The 17,545-nt window shown below is 59.7% G+C and carries 16 protein-coding genes; 1 reads left to right on the forward strand and 15 read right to left on the reverse strand.

Annotated elements, in window-relative coordinates:
• Positions 1 to 102: 102 nt before the first annotated feature.
• The 13 genes from WDC82_RS01855 to WDC82_RS01915 all read right to left on the reverse strand — a co-directional run bounded on the left by WDC82_RS01855 (position 103) and on the right by WDC82_RS01915 (position 12,087).
• Entirely contained in the window at positions 103 to 1,341 is a 1,239-nt protein-coding gene (locus WDC82_RS01855) for a tryptophan 7-halogenase (protein ID WP_340115545.1), read from the reverse strand.
• Positions 1,328 to 3,643, reverse strand: a complete 2,316-nt coding sequence (locus WDC82_RS01860) for an MMPL family transporter (protein ID WP_340115546.1) — start codon at positions 3,641 to 3,643, stop codon at positions 1,328 to 1,330. Before WDC82_RS01860 ends, WDC82_RS01855 begins: the two co-directional genes overlap by 14 nt.
• Positions 3,644 to 3,695: 52 nt before the next feature.
• Positions 3,696 to 4,322 (reverse strand): outer membrane lipoprotein carrier protein LolA, encoded by a 627-nt coding sequence (locus tag WDC82_RS01865; protein ID WP_340115547.1) that lies wholly within the window; start codon positions 4,320 to 4,322, stop codon positions 3,696 to 3,698.
• Positions 4,322 to 4,750: an acyl-CoA thioesterase gene (locus WDC82_RS01870; protein WP_340115548.1), complete on the reverse strand. Its 429-nt coding sequence runs from the start codon at positions 4,748 to 4,750 to the stop codon at positions 4,322 to 4,324. Before WDC82_RS01870 ends, WDC82_RS01865 begins: the two co-directional genes overlap by 1 nt.
• A 138-nt stretch (positions 4,751 to 4,888) precedes the next feature.
• Positions 4,889 to 5,881: a hypothetical protein gene (locus WDC82_RS01875; RefSeq protein ID WP_340115549.1), complete on the reverse strand. Its 993-nt coding sequence runs from the start codon at positions 5,879 to 5,881 to the stop codon at positions 4,889 to 4,891.
• Positions 5,882 to 6,655 carry a glycosyltransferase family 2 protein gene (locus tag WDC82_RS01880; protein ID WP_340115550.1) on the reverse strand — a complete coding sequence of 258 codons (774 nt, stop codon included), beginning with the start codon at positions 6,653 to 6,655 and terminating at the stop codon, positions 5,882 to 5,884.
• Entirely contained in the window at positions 6,652 to 8,394 is a 1,743-nt protein-coding gene (locus WDC82_RS01885; RefSeq protein ID WP_340115551.1) for an AMP-binding protein, read from the reverse strand. Before WDC82_RS01885 ends, WDC82_RS01880 begins: the two co-directional genes overlap by 4 nt.
• A gap of 7 nt (positions 8,395 to 8,401) precedes the next feature.
• A complete protein-coding gene (locus tag WDC82_RS01890) occupies positions 8,402 to 9,001 on the reverse strand; it encodes a septation protein IspZ (protein WP_340115552.1) in 600 nt (199 codons plus the stop codon).
• The gene (locus WDC82_RS01895; RefSeq protein ID WP_340115553.1) at positions 8,982 to 9,245 is read right to left on the reverse strand and encodes an acyl carrier protein; all 264 of its coding nucleotides are present in this window, start codon (positions 9,243 to 9,245) and stop codon (positions 8,982 to 8,984) included. The genes WDC82_RS01890 and WDC82_RS01895 overlap by 20 nt, the downstream gene beginning before the upstream one ends.
• Positions 9,242 to 9,496 carry a phosphopantetheine-binding protein gene (locus WDC82_RS01900; protein ID WP_340115554.1) on the reverse strand — a complete coding sequence of 85 codons (255 nt, stop codon included), beginning with the start codon at positions 9,494 to 9,496 and terminating at the stop codon, positions 9,242 to 9,244. Before WDC82_RS01900 ends, WDC82_RS01895 begins: the two co-directional genes overlap by 4 nt.
• A 15-nt stretch (positions 9,497 to 9,511) precedes the next feature.
• Entirely contained in the window at positions 9,512 to 10,273 is a 762-nt protein-coding gene (locus tag WDC82_RS01905) for a lysophospholipid acyltransferase family protein (protein ID WP_340115555.1), read from the reverse strand.
• Positions 10,257 to 11,027, reverse strand: a complete 771-nt coding sequence (locus WDC82_RS01910; protein WP_340115556.1) for a beta-ketoacyl synthase chain length factor — start codon at positions 11,025 to 11,027, stop codon at positions 10,257 to 10,259. The genes WDC82_RS01905 and WDC82_RS01910 overlap by 17 nt, the downstream gene beginning before the upstream one ends.
• Positions 11,028 to 11,463: 436 nt before the next feature.
• The gene (locus tag WDC82_RS01915; RefSeq protein WP_340115557.1) at positions 11,464 to 12,087 is read right to left on the reverse strand and encodes a hypothetical protein; all 624 of its coding nucleotides are present in this window, start codon (positions 12,085 to 12,087) and stop codon (positions 11,464 to 11,466) included.
• A gap of 1,412 nt (positions 12,088 to 13,499) precedes the next feature.
• Between WDC82_RS01915 and WDC82_RS01920 the strand changes: the two genes are divergently transcribed.
• A complete protein-coding gene (locus WDC82_RS01920) occupies positions 13,500 to 13,907 on the forward strand; it encodes a hypothetical protein (RefSeq protein WP_340115558.1) in 408 nt (135 codons plus the stop codon).
• 503 nt (positions 13,908 to 14,410) lie between these two features.
• Here the strand turns inward: WDC82_RS01920 and WDC82_RS01925 are convergent.
• Positions 14,411 to 15,811, reverse strand: a complete 1,401-nt coding sequence (locus tag WDC82_RS01925; protein ID WP_340115559.1) for an FRG domain-containing protein — start codon at positions 15,809 to 15,811, stop codon at positions 14,411 to 14,413.
• 558 nt (positions 15,812 to 16,369) lie between these two features.
• A partial coding sequence (locus WDC82_RS01930) for a calcium-binding protein (RefSeq protein WP_340115560.1) occupies positions 16,370 to 17,545 on the reverse strand: 1,176 nt, incomplete at its 5' end.

The following is a 17,545-nucleotide window of genomic DNA, read 5'->3' on the forward strand; positions in this document are numbered from 1 at the left end:
CGGGCGGCAAAGGCGTGCCAAGAAGAGGCTGTACTGCCCGCGGCGAACCCGACTGGGCACAACCACCGAGTAACAGTACGAGGACCAGGAGGCGAAGGCCATTCATCGCTGCTGCCTGCACATCTCGGAAAGGGCGGCAAGGCGCCGGCGCGGTTGCACAACGTAGGGATTCGACGAGTCCCAGGCATAGCCCGCGAGGATGGAGCAGATCATGCGCCTGATCCGAGGATTGGGGGCTTTGGCAAAGATGATGTCCTGAAGGCTTGTGTCGTACCATGCCGAGACGAACTGCCGAAACGTTTCGACGCCGAGATTGAGAGGTGCCGCGAATTCGTGCTCCCAGTCAACCTTCCCGCCGCTCAGCTCCCGGTCGACCGCTGCTGCCGCGAGCGATGCTGATTTCAAGGCAATCGTGACGCCGGAGGAAAAAACCGGGTCTATGAATCCACCGGCATTGCCCAGCAAAGCAAAGCGCGGTCCGTATAGGCGGGAAACACGGGACGCGTACCCTGAGACACGGCGTACCGGTAAGTCGAAAGACGCCGTCCGAACAATATCGCCGAGCAGGCCGGTTTCCGCGACAATCGCACGCAGGTCGGAGAGTGGATCCCCAGAATATCCGGAAAAGTAGGGCCCGGGCCCGACCACGCCGAGCGAGGAGGTCCCATCAGAAAATGGAATCAGCCAGAACCAGACATCGTGGTGAACCGGATGCACGGTGATTAGGATCTTGTTCCGATCCATCGCCTCCGCCGCCGCACCGTCGCGGATGTGCGTGAATATTGAGGTCCGCTCGCCACCGGCGCTGGGCTGATCGAGGCCAAGCAGGCCGGAAAGCGACTTGCCGAAGCCGCTCGCATCCAGGCAATAACGGCACTTGAGGCTCGATCTGGTGTTCTCCTCGTCCACATGGATGAGATAAGCAGCCTCGTCAGTGAAGCGCGCGTCAACGATCTCATGCCGATAGTGGACAGCAGCCCCCACCTTCTCAGCCTCATCCGCCAGGATCTTGTCGAAACGTGCGCGTTGGACCTGGAAGGTTGTCGACCTGCCTTCTGCCGTCTTGTCCGAAAAATCAAAAGATGAACGCAGACCACCTCTGTCGAATGCCGCGCCATCCTTCAACTGGAAGCCTGCCGCCTCCACCATGCCTGTCATCCCGGCCTCGTCCAGGAAGACCATGCATTGCGGCAAGAGGCTTTCGCCGATAGAGAAACGAGGGAATGTCTGCCGCTCGAGCACTACCACCTCGTAGCCCTTGCGCGCCAGGATAGCCGCAGCAACCGCACCGGCCGGACCGGCGCCAACCACCGCGACATCACAGCTTTCAGCTAGGCTCATGACCGGCTCCTGCTGTCGCAAGCGACAAAGTCGGTGGAAAGACAACCGCGCTGAGTGGGGAAAGAAGAAAAGCCGCGGCGATGCCGATGAGCAGCGTCAGACCAAAGGAATGCACCGCCATGGTGGAGGAAGCCGAGAGCAGTCCGAACGCGAGCACGGTCGTTGCCGCGGACATGGCGACGGCCAGCAGCGTCGCCGCTCTCACACCTCTCGCCTCCCTAAAAAAGATGCCATAATCGACCCCAATCCCCAGAACAAGGAGAAGCGCCATCACGTTGAAGAGACTGATCGGCTCTGCGAGGAGCCCGAGAGACCCGAATGCCACCAGGGCCGCTGCCAGAGGGACCGCAATGACACTTGCCGCGCCCTTCAGCCCGTAGCGCCACACCAGCAGCAGCGCAACCACGACGTAGGACACAATCGTCAACCAGAAGGTCTGATTGCGGTAGCTGCTGAAAATCTCCGAAAAGTCCCCGATCCGATCCACGAAAGCGACACCGTCCCGACCCTCAGCGATCGCTTCCAGGGCCGCGACATCCTGCACCCCTGAGAGAGTCACCACCGACGCCGCCTGATCTTCTGTCCCCAGCCAGAGATGCCGGAAAGGTTCAGAAACGGGGCTGGTAAGCCAGGCTTCGAGCGTCAACGGGGGGCTCGCCTCGCTCTCATCAAGAGCCGAAGCAAAAGCCTCGCGCGCGCCCCCAGGCAGCCCGACCGTCTCTATCAAATTCGGAAAGAGGGTACTTTGCGGCGTGAGCAACAGGCGGAGTAGTTCGCGGTTTTCAGACTGGCGTCCCGGCGACGGGACAAAGCGCGAGAGTGCCGTCAAATCCGCCAAACTTCCGTCCTGGAGCAGGGGTGCAAGGTCGTCGATCAGATCCTCCTCGCGCTCCAGCAAGGCCGTCTGATCTTCAGCAAAAATCAGGAAGAATTGGCTTGCATAATCCTGCCCCAGAAGAGAGCGCACACGCTCCTCCTCCTCCTGTACATGCGGATTACGCGTTTGGAGGAGGCGAAAGTCATCGAGCGGCAAGAGCCTCAGACAGGCGAGAGCTGACAGAATTAGAAGCAACACCACAACCCAGACCGTGTGTCTGCCGCCCCGCTCCCAGAAGCGGCCGTACGCGGCCGCCCACCGTAGTGCTGCGTTTCCTTGCTGGGGGATCGCTTGGGGGACCACTGGGTAAAGTACGACGACGCAGAGCCACGCACACGTCAACCCGACACTCGAGAAGACAGCCATTTCCCTTAGTCCAGGAAATGGCGCAACCAAGATGCCCACGAACCCGACGATGCTCGTCACCAGACCAAGGGTTATGCCGGAGAACACCCGCCGCACTACCAAAGCCGAGGAAGCCGTGTCGTCCAGAGCCAAGCGCTCGCAGAAATAATGCAGCGCATAGTCAACGGAGATGCCAACCAGGCTGGCCCCGAAGACGAGGGTCATGAGATGGACCTGTCCGAATACGGCCAGGCAAACGGCAAAGCCTCCGATGCAGCCCACAATGACCGTCAATGCTGCAAAGAAGAAGGGGCGAAGCGAGCGAAAAACAATCACGAACAGCAGCATGACACCCAGAAGCGAACCGACGCCCACCGTGGATACCTCTTGGCGGGCCGCAATCGTGCCGGCCGCAGCGTGGGGGAAGACGCCCGCTAGGGCAAGGGTGGTACCAGGGTATGACTCAGAAAGCTGAGCCCTGATATTCGCGAGCCGGGACGACAGAGTGTCTTGAAGCTGCATGGAAAACGGCGAGGACGCGAGCTCGCCCAGCACCAGAATATGGCTTCTATCGGCTTCCCGGACCGTGAGGTAGCCCTCGTCGAGCCCCAAGTTGGTGGCGCTCTTTGGCGCAAGGGATGCGAGGAAATCCGGGAGCACCAGCAAGGGATCGGCCGCAATCAGATCCGAATTGAGCCCGCCGAGCGGGTTTAGATAGCGCGACAAAACGCGACGCTCGAAGGTTTCCTGCCGGCCGGCCTTCAACTCTTCGCGGGTCGGCGGACTCAGCAACTGGAACCGGTAAGGAAAGTAGAAGCTGCCGAGGCTCGACAGCAGCGACTGGTTCCGCCGCGCCTCGAGGCGGGCGAATAGGCCGCTGTCGGAAAGGTGCCGGGTGAGGTGTTCGGCTGCTTGGCGCGCTCTTTCTTCGCCATCCGCGGATACCATGAAGATGAGCTTGCGCTCAGCAGCCTCGTGAACCCGTTCGGCCATCGCCTGGACGGCCGGCTCGCGCGCCGGTTCTGGCAGCAGAGTCAGGAGATCAGCGTTGATGACGGACCCAGCAGAAAGGCGGCTCAACAGCCAGACTCCAGCCGCTGCAATAACGAGCAGCCATAGGAATGCCGCGATGCTACTGCGCAAAGTATGATTCTTCCGTTGCATCCAGATCGGTCGGCTCGGTGCTGAAATCACTGAAGTGGAAAGTGACGGCGTCGCCCTTGACCTCTTGAAGGTGAACCTCCTCCACGTAACGATCGCCCGCGATCTCAAGGCTCGCGATCAGCCCGGCCAGTTCGTCCGATCTCGGCGTGAGCCGAAGTCGCCAACCCTCGTCGGCAGAGAGCTTCTCTGCCCGGAAACCTTCCTGGAGCGCCACCGGGTTTCCGGCCAGCGCCGCCAGGAACATCTCTGTCAGGAGGCGAAAGGCGGGGACGGAAGCCATGGCAATCCGGCGCGGAGCGCCCTCGCCCTCCCACTCCAGGACTTCTCCCGAGCGAATGAGGTAGGCAACCGCATGCGGCTCCTCGACCAACCAAAGGATGCCTTCGCCCTCGCGCAGCACCATGCGCCCGCTGGATCGCAAGGGGCGCTGCAAGATCTGCAAGCTGCGTTCCTGCCGAAAAGTCGATCGCAGCAGCCCCTGGTGCTCCAAGCGCTCGCTCATGGCAGCAAAGAGGTCTTCCTGGGATGTATCGGCCTCCGCCCGGGGAGCGACGAGAAGGAAAAGGAGGACCATCGCGCGGGAAAGAATCTGCATCACGGGAGCATCCCCAACTTCTCCAACAGAACGGGCGGCGAGGTGAGCAACAGTTCCTGGCGCTCCAGATCGACAGCGACCTGTACAGTATGCCCCCTCGTCAGCCGATTGCCGGTCTCCGCGTCGACGATGAGGTAGTCGATCTTCAGTCGCAGCTCGTATTCGGCGATCCGCGCCCTGACGAGGATATCCTGCCCAAACCTCGCCGGCTTGATGTAGCGCGTTTTCAGCTCGATGATGGGCCACGCGTAGCCTGAGGCCTTCATCTCGAGGTAGTTATAGGCGACCTTGTCGAGCAGAGCACAGCGGGCAATTTCGAAGTATTTCGCGTAATGGCCATGCCAGACGATTTCCATGACGTCCACATCGTGGAAGGGAACGGTAAGCCGCACCTCGGCCTCGGGAAGCGTCTTATCTGATTTACGCATTGCGAATAGCCTTGGCGCCGTTCACGCCACCTTGCTGGCGCAGGCAAACGCGAACCGGCGCCCACGCCACTTCGCCGTCCGCATGCATCTTCCGGACCAGGATCTCGCGCTGCACAGGGCTCGGTATACCTCCAGGTCTCATGGTCGGTCCTTCCGACTCTTCGCCACTGGCTCCGCCTGGTCCTGGCGCCAGAAGTCAAAAAAATTGAACCACTGATAGGGTTGCCTCAGACAGTAGCATTCAAGCCTCTTGGCAAATGCACCGACGAGGCTTTCCAGGGACGCCGCGCGTTCCTTTCGTGGCAGCTTGATACCTTGTGAGAAAGGTTCAAAGACAACCCGGAAGCGCCCGTTCTCCTTAAAGCAGAACAATAACTGCACAGGACATTTCATGAGCGCTGCCAGAACATAGGGCCCCTGGGGAAAGGGCGCCCGGCGGCCGAGAAAGGGGGCATAGCTGTGGCGCCCGGAAAGACTGACCGGCGTTCTGTCTCCAACGATCACGATGAATTCGCCCATTTCGATCCGTTCACGGAGCATCATAGCCGTTTCCGGCCCCACTTCCGTCGTCTCGATCAGGGAGACCGTCGACTGCCCGCTTTGCTCGCGCATAAGCCGGTTAAAGTTCGCTGCATGCTTGGTGTGCACCAAGACATTGATCTTGAGATTTGCCTTCCGGGTCCCGAGAGCACGGCAAACTTCGGCATTGCCGAAGTGAGAGGTGATCAGCACGCCCCCTTGTCCCGACCTCTGAAGTTCCTCGAAAAGTTCGATATTCTCGAAGTCGACCGCATCAAGTCCGATCCGTCCGGTCCAGGCCAGAAGCTTGTCGAGGATCGCCTCGCCGAACGCCATGAAGTGAGCAAATGACTGGCGCCAACCCGGCGCCGTAACCAGCTTCTGCTTTCCTTCCGGCTGAGTGTAGACGGCCCGCAGATAGTCGAGAGAGGCCCGCCGCGCATTGCCGCCGGCCAGGAAGAAGTATGCCATGACCGGATAGAGCAGCAGCGAGAAGCCGGCCCGCCCGAGGACCTGGTAGCTGAAGAGCATGACACGAAGCCCTAGGTAGACACCCTTCTCTTCCAACTGGGCCCAATGACGGGTGCGGCTCGCTGACTTCGTGCTTGTCATCTAGCGCTCACTCTCGCCTGAGCGCGAAGGGGCGCCGATTGACGGCTTTCGGCTAAGCAGCATCGGTGCGCGCCACAGCATGCCGAAAAAAAGTCGGGTGTGCATGCGGGTGATGAGGAGATTGTCCTCCACCATTCTGAAATGCGATTTCCCCCCTTCCGGATACGTCACCCGGGTTGGCATCGAGATCACCTCGACTCCCATCCAGTAGAGCCGAACCAGGATCTCCGGATCAAAGTCCATGCGTGATCCCAAATGCGACGTGTGCAAGAGCTGGGCGACACTCGTCAGCGGATAAATCCGAAACCCGCACATTGAATCCCGGATCACGAATGAAAGCGTCTCGACCCAGACCCAGACATGCGTCAAATAGCGCGCGAACAACCGGCTGCGCGGGATTGAATCGTCGAAAATTGGCTGGCCGGCTATGACCGCCGAGGGATGCTGCTGCGCGAGGGATATGAGCTTGGGAACGTCCGCGGTATCATGCTGTCCGTCGGCATCAATTTGCAGGGCATGGGTGAAGCCGCGTGCAACAGCCTCCTTTAAGCCGGTTTTTACAGCTGCCCCTTTGCCGCCGTTCTTATGATGTTCCACGAGGTGGACCCAACCACGGCCCGCCGCAAGGCGGCGCAGCACTTCTGTCTGCACCGGCTCGCTTGCATCATTGACCAGGATCACCTGGTGTCCGAACGGCTGAAGGCGGTCAATCAGCATCGACGCTTCGGCTGCATGATTATAGACTGGGATGATGAAGCACAGGTGCAAGCTCATGACGCCGGCTCGAATCTGATTCGACCCGAAGAATGAGTCACATCGCCCCGGCGATATTGAAATGTGAGGCGGCCCTTTTCGGCGTCGAATTCGAGCGCCATCTCAACGCATGCCCCAGCGGGAATCACATGAAAGAACTTCAGCGCCTCAATACGCTGAAAGGGCCCGCGGATGGAAAACCACTTTCGTGCCTGCTGGATTGCCCAGTCGACCTGTGCCACGCCCGGCAGGATGGCGGCTGCTTCAAAGTGACCATCGAAGTAGATCAGCTTCGGGTCGAGGCGCATCCCAAGGGTGACGCGCGCCGCATCGCTTATCTGCCCCGTAATTTCGGGCTCGGTGCGGCGACCATAGGTACCTTGGAATAGATCCGCGAGGGCCGCGGCGGTTATCTTTCCCTGCGCCGACTCAGGCAGACGACGCACAAAGCGCCAGCGGCGAGGCAATGCCAATGTCTCCAGATGGGGCTTTAAGGCTCGGTGAAGCCGTTCACGCAAGGTACGCTTTCCCGTCGATTCGATGAGCAACCAGCCTTGCTCGGAGGGAACCACGACGGCGCCCAAAGTCGTGCGGGCGCCGCTTGCTTCGAGAGGCAGTACCCGCACGTCGATGACCTCGTCGTGTCTTCTAAGCCGCTCTTCGATCTCAATCAGAGAGACCCGCCGCTCCTCCAGTTTGACGATTCGGTCTTTGCGCCCCCGCAAGACGAATCTGCCATCCGCCAGGATCTCCCCGTGATCACCGGTCTCGAAGACCCCGTCGGTTGCCAGAAAAGGGGAGCGGACGGTAATGGTTTGGCCATCTTCGGCAAGGCCCACCGCCACACCCGGCATCGGCGCCCAGGGCGGCGGCGCTACGGCGTCGACGACAACCCGGCGCGCGATACCGCCCGTCTCGGTACTGCCATAGACCTCGACAATGTCGCAATCCAGTACGGTGTTGTAAGCCGCCGCGACGTCTGGCGGCAGCGGGCCACCCGAAGAGAAGGCCCCACGCAGATACCGGCCGAGTTCCTGCAGATCCAAAATCGGCAGAGCGCGCCTCAGGAATGCCGGGCTGGAGACCAACGCCGGGGCGGGTCGTTGCGCCGCCAGGGCAATCAGTTCTTCCGGAAAGGCGATGGCCTGCGCCTCCAACGTCCGGCCGGACGACAGCGGCCACAGCACGCGGAACAGCAAACCGTAGATGTGATAGGCCGGCACCGTCGCCAGAACGCTCTCAGCGCCGGTCGAGCCAAAGATGGCCTCCAGGACCTCGACCTCTGATTCCAGACATCTGAGCGGCTTTAAGACGGCCTCCGGCCGGCCGGTGGAGCCGGAGGTGTGGAGCTCAATCTCACAAGCCTCGGCGTCGAGCTCGCCAAAAGACCAGTCCTTGTCCTCCTCGCCGTCTGCGAAGACCTCCAGAACTTTCCCCTCCGGCAGGCCCGCAGCGCTCATGGCGAGCACTCCTTCAACCTTGGCGGCCAGTTCGGCCAGGTGGCCCTCCTGAAGGTTCGCGGGGAACACCACGCGGCGGCCTCCATGGAGAGCGGCCAACAGCGCCACAGCAAGAGCGTAGGCATCTTCGCACACGATCAGCCAGTTTCGCCCTTCGGCCGCCTCAAGGCGGCGGCCAAGTCCGCGGACGGCACCCTGAAAGGCTTCCCAGGTCTCCAGTCCCCTGACGCTGTACGCGACGGGATGATCGGGAGGGCGTCCGCCCGCAAGCAGTCTGGAAATCGGGATGAAGCTGTCCATCAACAATTCAATTCGGGGAATCCCCCCGTCTCCACCAGATGCGGAAGGCATACTCTCCTGCCAAAAGGCCACCCATGAGAATGTAGGCGACCGCACCATTGTAGATCGTCCAGAATTCGATGCTCGCCGCGACACAGCTGTAAAGCGCTATACTGCCGTTCAGAACGAAGAAGGCGCACCAGATTTTGGTCACCTGACGTGTATAGCGCACTCCTGCCGGGGGCAGGTCGGGTTCCGTGATACGGGCAAAGCGCTCAATCATGGAGGGCGGCCGCAGCAGGCTGACGACAAAGAGCGTGAACATGAGAACGTTCATGCAGACCGGGTAATAGCGCAGATAGTCGGCAGAGTTGCTCAGGATCGCTAGGAATCCGATAACGACGGCGACACCCAAGACCATGAGAAGATGCGGTGCCAAGCCGCCGCCGCGGCCGCCGGAAGCGAACACAAAGCGCGCAATTGCCACAAGCACCACCAGCAACGCGATAATCCGAGGCTCGAAGTAGGTGAGACCGAGATAAACCAACAGCGGATAGGCCAGGAGAACCGCCCCGAAGAGAATACCCCAGCGCACTGAAATACACGCCTTAGGTTCGCAGAAGATCATAGAGGGCTTCGACCACATCCCCCACCGTGCGCACTTGCTTGAAGGTTTCAGGATCGAGCTTGCGCCCTGTCAGCTCTTTCAACTCGACCATCAGGTCGACCGCGTCAATGCTGTCGATGTCGAGGTCCTGGTAGAGATGGGCATCGGGGGTAATTGCCTGGTGATCTAATTCGAACTGCTCGACGAGGATGCGTTGCAGCTCGGCGAGGATCGACTCCCGAGATAGCGTGGTGGTGTTCATCATAGCTGCCGCCTCTCCTCTACGAACTCGGCTAGCGTGTCGACCGAAAAAAAATGCTTCCGCATATCGTCATTCTCGATGTCGATGCGCAGCTCATACCGCTTTTGGAGCGCGATGCCGAGTTCGAGGGCATCAATTGAATCCAACCCGAGCCCATCACCGAACAGGGCCTCGGCGGCGTCGATATCGGCTGGAGCAATATCCTCCAGGTCAAGCACGTCGATGATCAAGGCTTTGATGTCGTCAACAAGCATCAGCTACCTGCTCTACTATCCACTGGTCAAAACCTCCTGTAAGACGCGGCTGACGCGGCGGTTGGCCTTGCTGATACGCTCGCCTTCGATGAGGCGGCCGCCGACATCTACGCTGTCATTAATCTCTATGCGAAAATGCACCCGTTTTGCTGGAATCTGGTACCACTTCTCCGCCTTCGTCAGGGTCGTCGGCTGGCAACTGATCCTGATCGGCACGAAGGGCTGCTCGCTGCGCACGATAATTGTGGCAGCCCCACGCTTCAGCTTCATCGGCAGGCCCGGGACAGTGCGGGTACCTTCCGGAAAGACTACCAGCCGCTTGCCTTCCTCGAGGCTGCGAACACAGCTGGCGATGAGCGTTTCCGGATCGTCATTCGGGATATAACCGGTTGCCCACATGATGCCGGCCATGAACGGATTGGACCAAGCCGCCTTCTTCACGACGCAGAGCGCGTGGGGCAACATGCTGACAATGAATACGATATCTATTAAGGAAGGATGATTCGCGACAATGAGATTGGCGTCGGACCGGACGAGCCTGTCCCGTCCGTCGATTTCATAGGACAGCACGCCCAAGCTCTGCATCAGCCAGATAAAGGCGCGAAACGAGAGGTGGACACAGTATTGGCAGCGCCGCTCGGCAATCGGCCGCCCGGATGACACGAGATGAATCGCCGGGAACAGCATCAGGCCGAGCAGAAGGCCCCCTAAGCCAAAAGTCGCGAAACTGAATCCTGTGCCGGCAAGGCGCCAATAGTAATCAATGCCCCGCGACATGCCGGCTCCAGGTCCACGTCAGACGCCCGTCGGCGAATTCGGATTCTGTCTCGGCCTCTGTCAGCAAGCGCGCCAGGCGCAGCGCAGAATTGATCGGCGCGGATCCGCACGCCTCCGTTCGCGGTCGGGTGTCCCAGGACAGCCGCAATGTCATGTCCTGTGGCGATGAAGGCTGCGGCCGTCGGAGCAGCATAGCGAGCGCCGCGCTCACCTGTATGGCGTCTGTCTGACCCACGTAGAACGCCGGCAGCGGTTCATCATAGTAGACGAGAAGGGCCGATGCCTGCGGCGCTTCTGCCAACAGCCCGCAGGCTTCCAGGAAGCCGGCTTCCAGGGTTGCCTCGCCCGCCGCAATGGCAGTGGAGTGGGTCCTGTCCTGGCGGCTGATCGAGAAGAGACTGGAGACAGTGTTGTGAACTGAGAGGCTGAAGGCGTTCGGAGAGACCGGTTCGCCCTCCGCCATGCTGTTCAGAATCTCAAAGGCCCGCGCGTATTCGCCATATCTGGAGCAAAAGACACAGAAAGGGGCTTGGTCCCCGGATAGGCAGGCTGACGCAACGTGGAAAGCCATTCTGTTGAGCGGGCTCAGCCGCCGGCGCAGCAGCGGCTTGACAAAGGAGACATCCGGATCAACCGCACCGGATATCTCGCGCTCCCCGGAGGCCCAAGCATCCCAGCTGACACGGTCAGGCAGACCAGGCGCCCATGCAGACCAGCAGGAAACCGCCAGCTCAACGCTGCGCCGCGCCGTCATAACCCAGGATAACCCGTGGTTGCCACGGCGTGACCGCCATGGCAAGGGGGGCCTCCTGGGCACCGCCTGAGATCGTGATGGACCTTGCGTCCCCGCACTGATCAACCCCCGTATATCAGCAATTCGTTCTCAATCTATAGCTGCTATGAGGGGTGTCCGGAAGCATGTTTTAGCGTTGACTGTATCTCGCCGGCCGCCTTGCGCAATGGGGCCGAAGCCGCGCCGGCATCGGCCCTGATTCTCCCGGTTTTTCTCCTGTTCCCGACCCGCTGCCGTAGTTCGAAGAGGGCATCCAAAATCCCTCCCTGGGACTGCCCGACGCCCCCCTGGACCCATCCTGCAATGAGGCGGCCCGGCTCACACGACAGCTTCGAATACAATTGTATCGGTCGAGGCGCCGTCTCGAGGCCCCTGCCGCAATGGCGCTGGGACCCTATCATTCCACAGCATTCTTGATGTCAGGGTTTGCAAAGAGGGTCTCGAGCTTTTCCTTTACAGCCCTTTCCACCTGTACCCGGGCATCACCCGGCACTCCGGCGGGGCCAAGATTGTCGTGACCCTGGATCTCCTTGCTGGCGAGCAGCGTGCCATCGCCGGCAAGCACATCGAGCGTCAAGTCATAGGTGAGGCCGGTATTGAAATAGGTGTCTGACTTCCACTCCCTGACTTGCAGGAGAGCACAGCGGTCTGCTCCGGATGCCTGCACCAAAGCTCGCGCCTCCGCCGTCGCGGTCTTGGGAGCAACCGCCACGGTCACCGCATCGACGCCGCTGCGCTTAAGGGCCGTGACGACCGACTGGCTCAAATCCTCAGTCAGGGGGCGCCCGCTATCTGTCGTCACGTCGAAGGGGTTTCCAAAACCACCGCGGAACAAGCCCGAAAAGCGCGGCTCTTTCTCGCCGGAGAGCACGTAGGGCCTAAGATCGACAACCGCGACCGCGACGGACTTGTCGGACTCGACCTTTAAATCCGCATCACCCAAATCATAGCGATGGCTGTTGCCGATGGCACATCCGCCGAGGAAGCCGGCGAAGCACAGAACAAAGACGACATGGCGCATTTCCTGAGGCCCCTTCTTGAGACTACACCAAGCCCTGACATTATTACACGAACCGAAGAAGTTCCGTCCAGGTTATTCGACCTTTGATTGTGCGCCACCGGCCCGTCGACTCCCCCCGCGAGCCGAACCACCCGGCATCCTAACCGCGAACTACTTGTGGCCGGCTTGGCCGAGCTAGAGGCGGGAAACCGCGCATCGAGCAGCGAGCGATATCCAACGACAATGCGGGTCGAGGATCAGAAACGCATACGTCACGGAATGCCGGCGCGGTTGCTCGCTCAAAGCAAGCGGCGCGGCAAAATCGGTTGCGAAACACCCGACAGGCTCTGGCGCCTCGGCGTTGTACGGAGTGGTTCGGCAACGCGCTCGCCGTGAGCAGCTTCCCGTTAGTTGCAGATGATTGAGCAGCAAGTATTGGCTGCCGACGATGATAGCGTCGCCAGCCCGCTGCTTTAGGGCAGAGTCAGATTGAAGGCATTGGCAGCAGCGACTAAAAGCGCGACCATGATCACCGCTGCTAGAGTGAGACCTTTTCCAAAAGAGTCGCCCACCCGGCGCCCAGTCCCCTTGGTCCCGTGCCGCCCTGGAAATGGCACAATGTTGCTGTCGCGCTCGCTCATGCTCTGACCAGCAGTATCACCCCTTCATGCATTCATACCTCGTTTGCTGTGCCTTAGCGAACCGCGTCTTCACCGCTTCGGAATACGCCTGCAACTCTGCCAACGTTTCAGTGTCCGGTTCAAGTGCGTTGTGCGCCTCGGCGTTTGCCATTGGCCCCTACTTCGCAGCAACCCGAATCGCCTCGACGTGTTCACGCTCCCGGACGGAGCATGCCGGTGCGATCTTCTGCGAGACATGCGGTGCAGCGGGCCAACTCTGGCAGTCCGGTCATGGCGACCACCACATCCTCGCCCGGCCCTGCCCGGCAACACCCACGTCGGGCGTTCCAACGAACGGCCACGGCTCAAAATCCAGGCCTAAGAGTGAAGGCATGCAACCACTTTTTTCTTAACCTAGACCCGCCGAATACTCTAAATTGGGTTCGAACCACCGCTTCAACTCACGACCGATTCCCTCCTGAAGGTTCCCGAAGCCATTGCACCCTGGATATGAGACTTTGCAGCGTCATTGCTGACCTGCTGGCCATCTTGGCCTTTTCGACACGCGCGCAAGTCGTTGCTCCTGCTTCCCCAGCAAAGGCCCCTGCTAATGGGGCATCGAACAGGGCGCCAATTGCTTAGGCGACACGGCTGTCGAGATGGACGACGGCGAAGGCGAGATCGCTGGGGATTTCGCCGACATGATCGTGGGGCAAGCCGGGGAAGCGCAGGATTGGGCGGCAATGCAGGGCGAAAAAGTCTATGAATGATCGAAGAGAATGCTCACCGGCATCACCAAGTAAGAGGGCGGTGATGAAGTTCTGGTTCTCCGTTGCTTCGGCGTTTTGCCTTGCCCTTACGGTTTCGGCCTGCGCACGCAAACAGCCCATCCACAACGTGATCGAAGCACCGGTGAGCATCGCCGCAGCTAAGGCTCCAAGCCTTGCCCGGGTCAGAAGTGCAATCATCACCGCCTGCGTGGATGTGGATGTGGACAATCGCTGGTTTGTCGACCCGAAAATTGATGGACAAATCATCGCCTCTGCACAGGTGCGTGGTCACAGGGCCGTCGTCGACATCTTCTACTCGCCGACCAGCTACTCGATCAAATATAAAGACAGTGATGGGCTGCTCTATGATGGCCAGCAGATTGACCAGGAGTATAACGAGAGAATCCGGCTGTTGGCCGAGCGCATCGACATTGAACTCAACAAACTCTGAGAGACGCACCGACTTGGTAGGCGCGCTGGCCTCTTGCGTAGTCAGGCATGGCTCGGCAACGGTTTCGCAGAGCCGGTCGTGCTGCCCACAGAGGAAAATTCGCTGTGCGACGCCATGGGTTGCCGCTAGAAACAATCGCCCATAGCAGGAGGTGGGGAAGTCCGTTGTTCCTCAAGAGCGGACAGCCCTATGATCACAGCGTACTTCCGTCTAGTGCCAGGAGCAGACATTCGATGAGACATCTGCCGCTGAGACGTGGTGGCCGAAATCGACTCGAAGCGGTCATTCGGCTTTGGCCAGCGGAACGACCGCGATGCGAATCGCAAGAAAGAGGTGTTCGAAGCGCCTATCGACGCAACGTATCTACGGCAAGTCGAAGCACAAGTTGCCGAACTGGCGTGCGGTGTCGTAGACACCGTTACTCACATGGGATGGCAGTTTCCAGGTGGTGCGGGGTCGGGCAAACGCATCTGGCGAACAGACTATCTCCCCAGGCCGTCCCATTAAACCTCTTGAGTGTCATCGGACTTAGCGCTCTGGGCCAGTTTGACTGGCTGCGGAGACCGGTGCTGATCCCGCAGATGAGCGCCGGTCTGTTCAATGCTTGGATAGACGGTTGTGGCGTTGATATTAATTCGGTCGAGCTGTTCGAGTATGTGCTCCTTGTTCTGGACGGTGACCCGACCGATATCGATCCCGTCCTGGCCCGCATCGGGCAACGTCACCTCGTGCCCGAACAGCAGAAAGGCGCCGGATTGCGATTTGATGCGCGTGTTGGTGCGCTTCGCCTTCACGCAGACGATGGACCCAAGATCGTCCGGGATGATTCTGCCCTCGAAAAAGCCTTTCTCTGACTTGATATGGTGAAGTAGCTTCCCCACAACGTCCTCCTTGTTGAAGCTGTCTTGGTCGAGACTGAGATCGATCTTGTTCTTCTGCTCATAGGTCAGGTTGGAGAGGTTCGAAAGACAGCTGACGGTGTCGGAATCAAAGTACTTCACACGATCCGACGCGACTTGGAATACGATGACCTCGCCGTCTATGTCGAGCTTGCTCGAACACGCGAAAAATAACGCCACGAGCGGATTGCCGGAGATGTCAAGTAGCCGCGTCGGCAGACCGTAGTGCTGCATTCGGACAAGGCGGTCGAAGCAATACTCATCACTCTGGAACTCATCATGATGTGCGATCAAAAGTTCCTTACACAAGCGGTCTTCGCTCGGCATGAATTGCCAATCGCCATTATCCCATTTGCGCAGCAATGACGGCGTCAGTTCATAGGTTGCGTCGCTGTGCCCCCGGAAGAAGGTCTCTGTCGCCGCCTTTGTCGGCGAGGCGTAGAGCAGTTGAAGGAAGTCCTCCACACTATCGGCGACGCCAAGTATCTTCTTGTCGCGTAGCGGGGGCTGGATTTCTTCACCGACAGCAGCGACCGCCTCTTGTTCGTGGATGAGAGTAGCAAGATCTGGCTTGAGACTGGCTAATCGGTCCAAAACCTCTTGCGCGTCGCCTTCACGGACTGCCCAGTGCGTGCGGTAGAACTGAAACCGATCCGCGCCAAAGATTGACCCGGCCGCCTCAATGTCATCGAATGTCACTTCGCCAAAATCGATCTGAAGCGCGAAGGTCATGGAGACTTCTTTGCGCCCGGGCGTGACCTTGGAAATCCGCCCGTACTTGATGATCATGGAGACTGAGTCCCCGCTCCGTTTGATCTCACTGCACAAGAAAGTCGGCAGGGTCTCCAGGAAGGAAATCGCAGCAGGGTCGAGACCTTCAAGCCGCTTCTCGGTGTCGGACGGCGTATATTCGAACATGCGCCCACGGCTCATGGTGATGACGTCGACCTCCCCCTCGACCCTTTCCCAATTGCCGAAGGATATGTAGTTAAAGCTTTCTCCCATCCGTCCCATAACTTTCGTCGGCCGCGTTTTTCAGTTCGACTCCAAGTTAGAGACTCTATTTGTATTATCCTTTCCCGTCCAACTGAATGGCCGAGCGGCCGCTCCATGAACTTCTGCTTCTGGGAGGCTCCGTGAATTGCGTGAATGATTGGGATGATACGCATCGCGCCACTCGGCAAGGGCTGGCGGACCGGAGTCTGCAAGCACAGATTCCTGCGCATAGGCGTCATCGAAGCGAGTTGCAGCATCCTGCACGTTGGGCTCGTTTCAGCCCTTCGCTGCGACTAGCTTGAATGTCCGGCCCTGGCCGATTCCCGCCGTTGCTGCTTGATCCAGCCGAATATCGCCTTCGGGTCACGAGCCGCCTTCCCCCTGCCAATCTTCCAGGTCCGGTAAGGGCTATCAGGTGACATTCTGGGCAGCCCGATCCCAAATGTCGCCTTACCGAGGCAGAGCGAACACCTTCTGCTTACCTCCCAATGTCAGGGACGTGCCAGAAGGAGACCTCCTCCCATTCCGCGGAAGAAGCAATGAGCCTGTTCTTAGTGGTGTCCCGAGCTAAACCAGCGCCCCAAGGTTCAGATCGTTCTGATCCAATACGCCGGTCACGTTGGTCACCGTTGCCACTATAGTATCAAAGACTGCGTCGCCGGTCGTATCCACCGAGATCAAGGCATCCTGGTCGGGACCAACTTGCTGCACCTCGATGCGTCCAGCCCGGTCGGCATCGGCTATGCTGAGACCGTCGAGAAGAGCATCGAGGTTGATGTTATCGGAACTGTCCGCATCGAAGCCGTCAATCAGATCGCCCGCGTCAAGAATGTCCGTGTAGACGAAGGTATCCCCACCAGTTCCACCGACAAGAGTATCCGCTCCCACCCCACCCAGTAGAGTATCAGCGCCGCTCCCTCCCTCGAGGCGATTGGCTTCTCCGTTCCCTACAAGGCTGTCATTGCCAGCGCCGGCGACAACATTCTCAATGGACGTCAACGTCTCTGTATTCGCCGTGCCCGCAACGAGATCGACAACTAGAGCGCCGGTAACCAGGCTGAAGTCTGCCGTATCGTTCCCGGCACCGCCGTCGATTAGATCCGTCCCCGCATCTCCACGCAGCAGGTCGTCGCCTTCACCGCCAAACAGCAGGTCATTGCTGTCTCCGCCATAGAGAACATCGTTGCCGTCGCCGCCGTAGAGCGTGTCATTGCCGGATCCAGCGGTAATGATATCGTTTCCACCTTTTGCATCGATATAATCGGCGTAGCTGAATCCTATAATCGTATCATCACCTTCTGTCACCTCCTGCGCCAGCAGAAGATTGCGCAGGTCGGCCCGTGTCCAGGTGGTGCCGTCGTCGAAGAGGATCTGGTCGATCCCCCGGCTGTACCACTCCTCGAGGTTGGCGACCAGCAGGATGGAGCCACCGTCACCGGCTCCCGGCTCCGACTCAGCAATCACCAGGGTGACGTCGTTGCCGTTGCGCAGCAGCGACACCGCGGCCGGGTCAACATCCTGCAGGACGAGCTTATCCGCCGTGCCAGAGTTCTGCCACTCGACAACCGTGTCGTTGCCGTCACCACGGGCGTAGATGAAGGTATCGTTCCCGCTCCCGGTGCCACCATACAGAACATCATCGCCGCTACCGCCAGTGATGATGTCACTGCCTTCTTCCGCGTTGATGGTGTCGTTGCCAGCTCCGCCGGTGATCGTATCGGCGGCATCAAAGCCGTAGATCAG

It is taken from the genome of Pelagibius sp. 7325 (assembly GCF_037652055.1).
Taxonomy (GTDB): Bacteria; Pseudomonadota; Alphaproteobacteria; order Kiloniellales; family Kiloniellaceae; genus Pelagibius.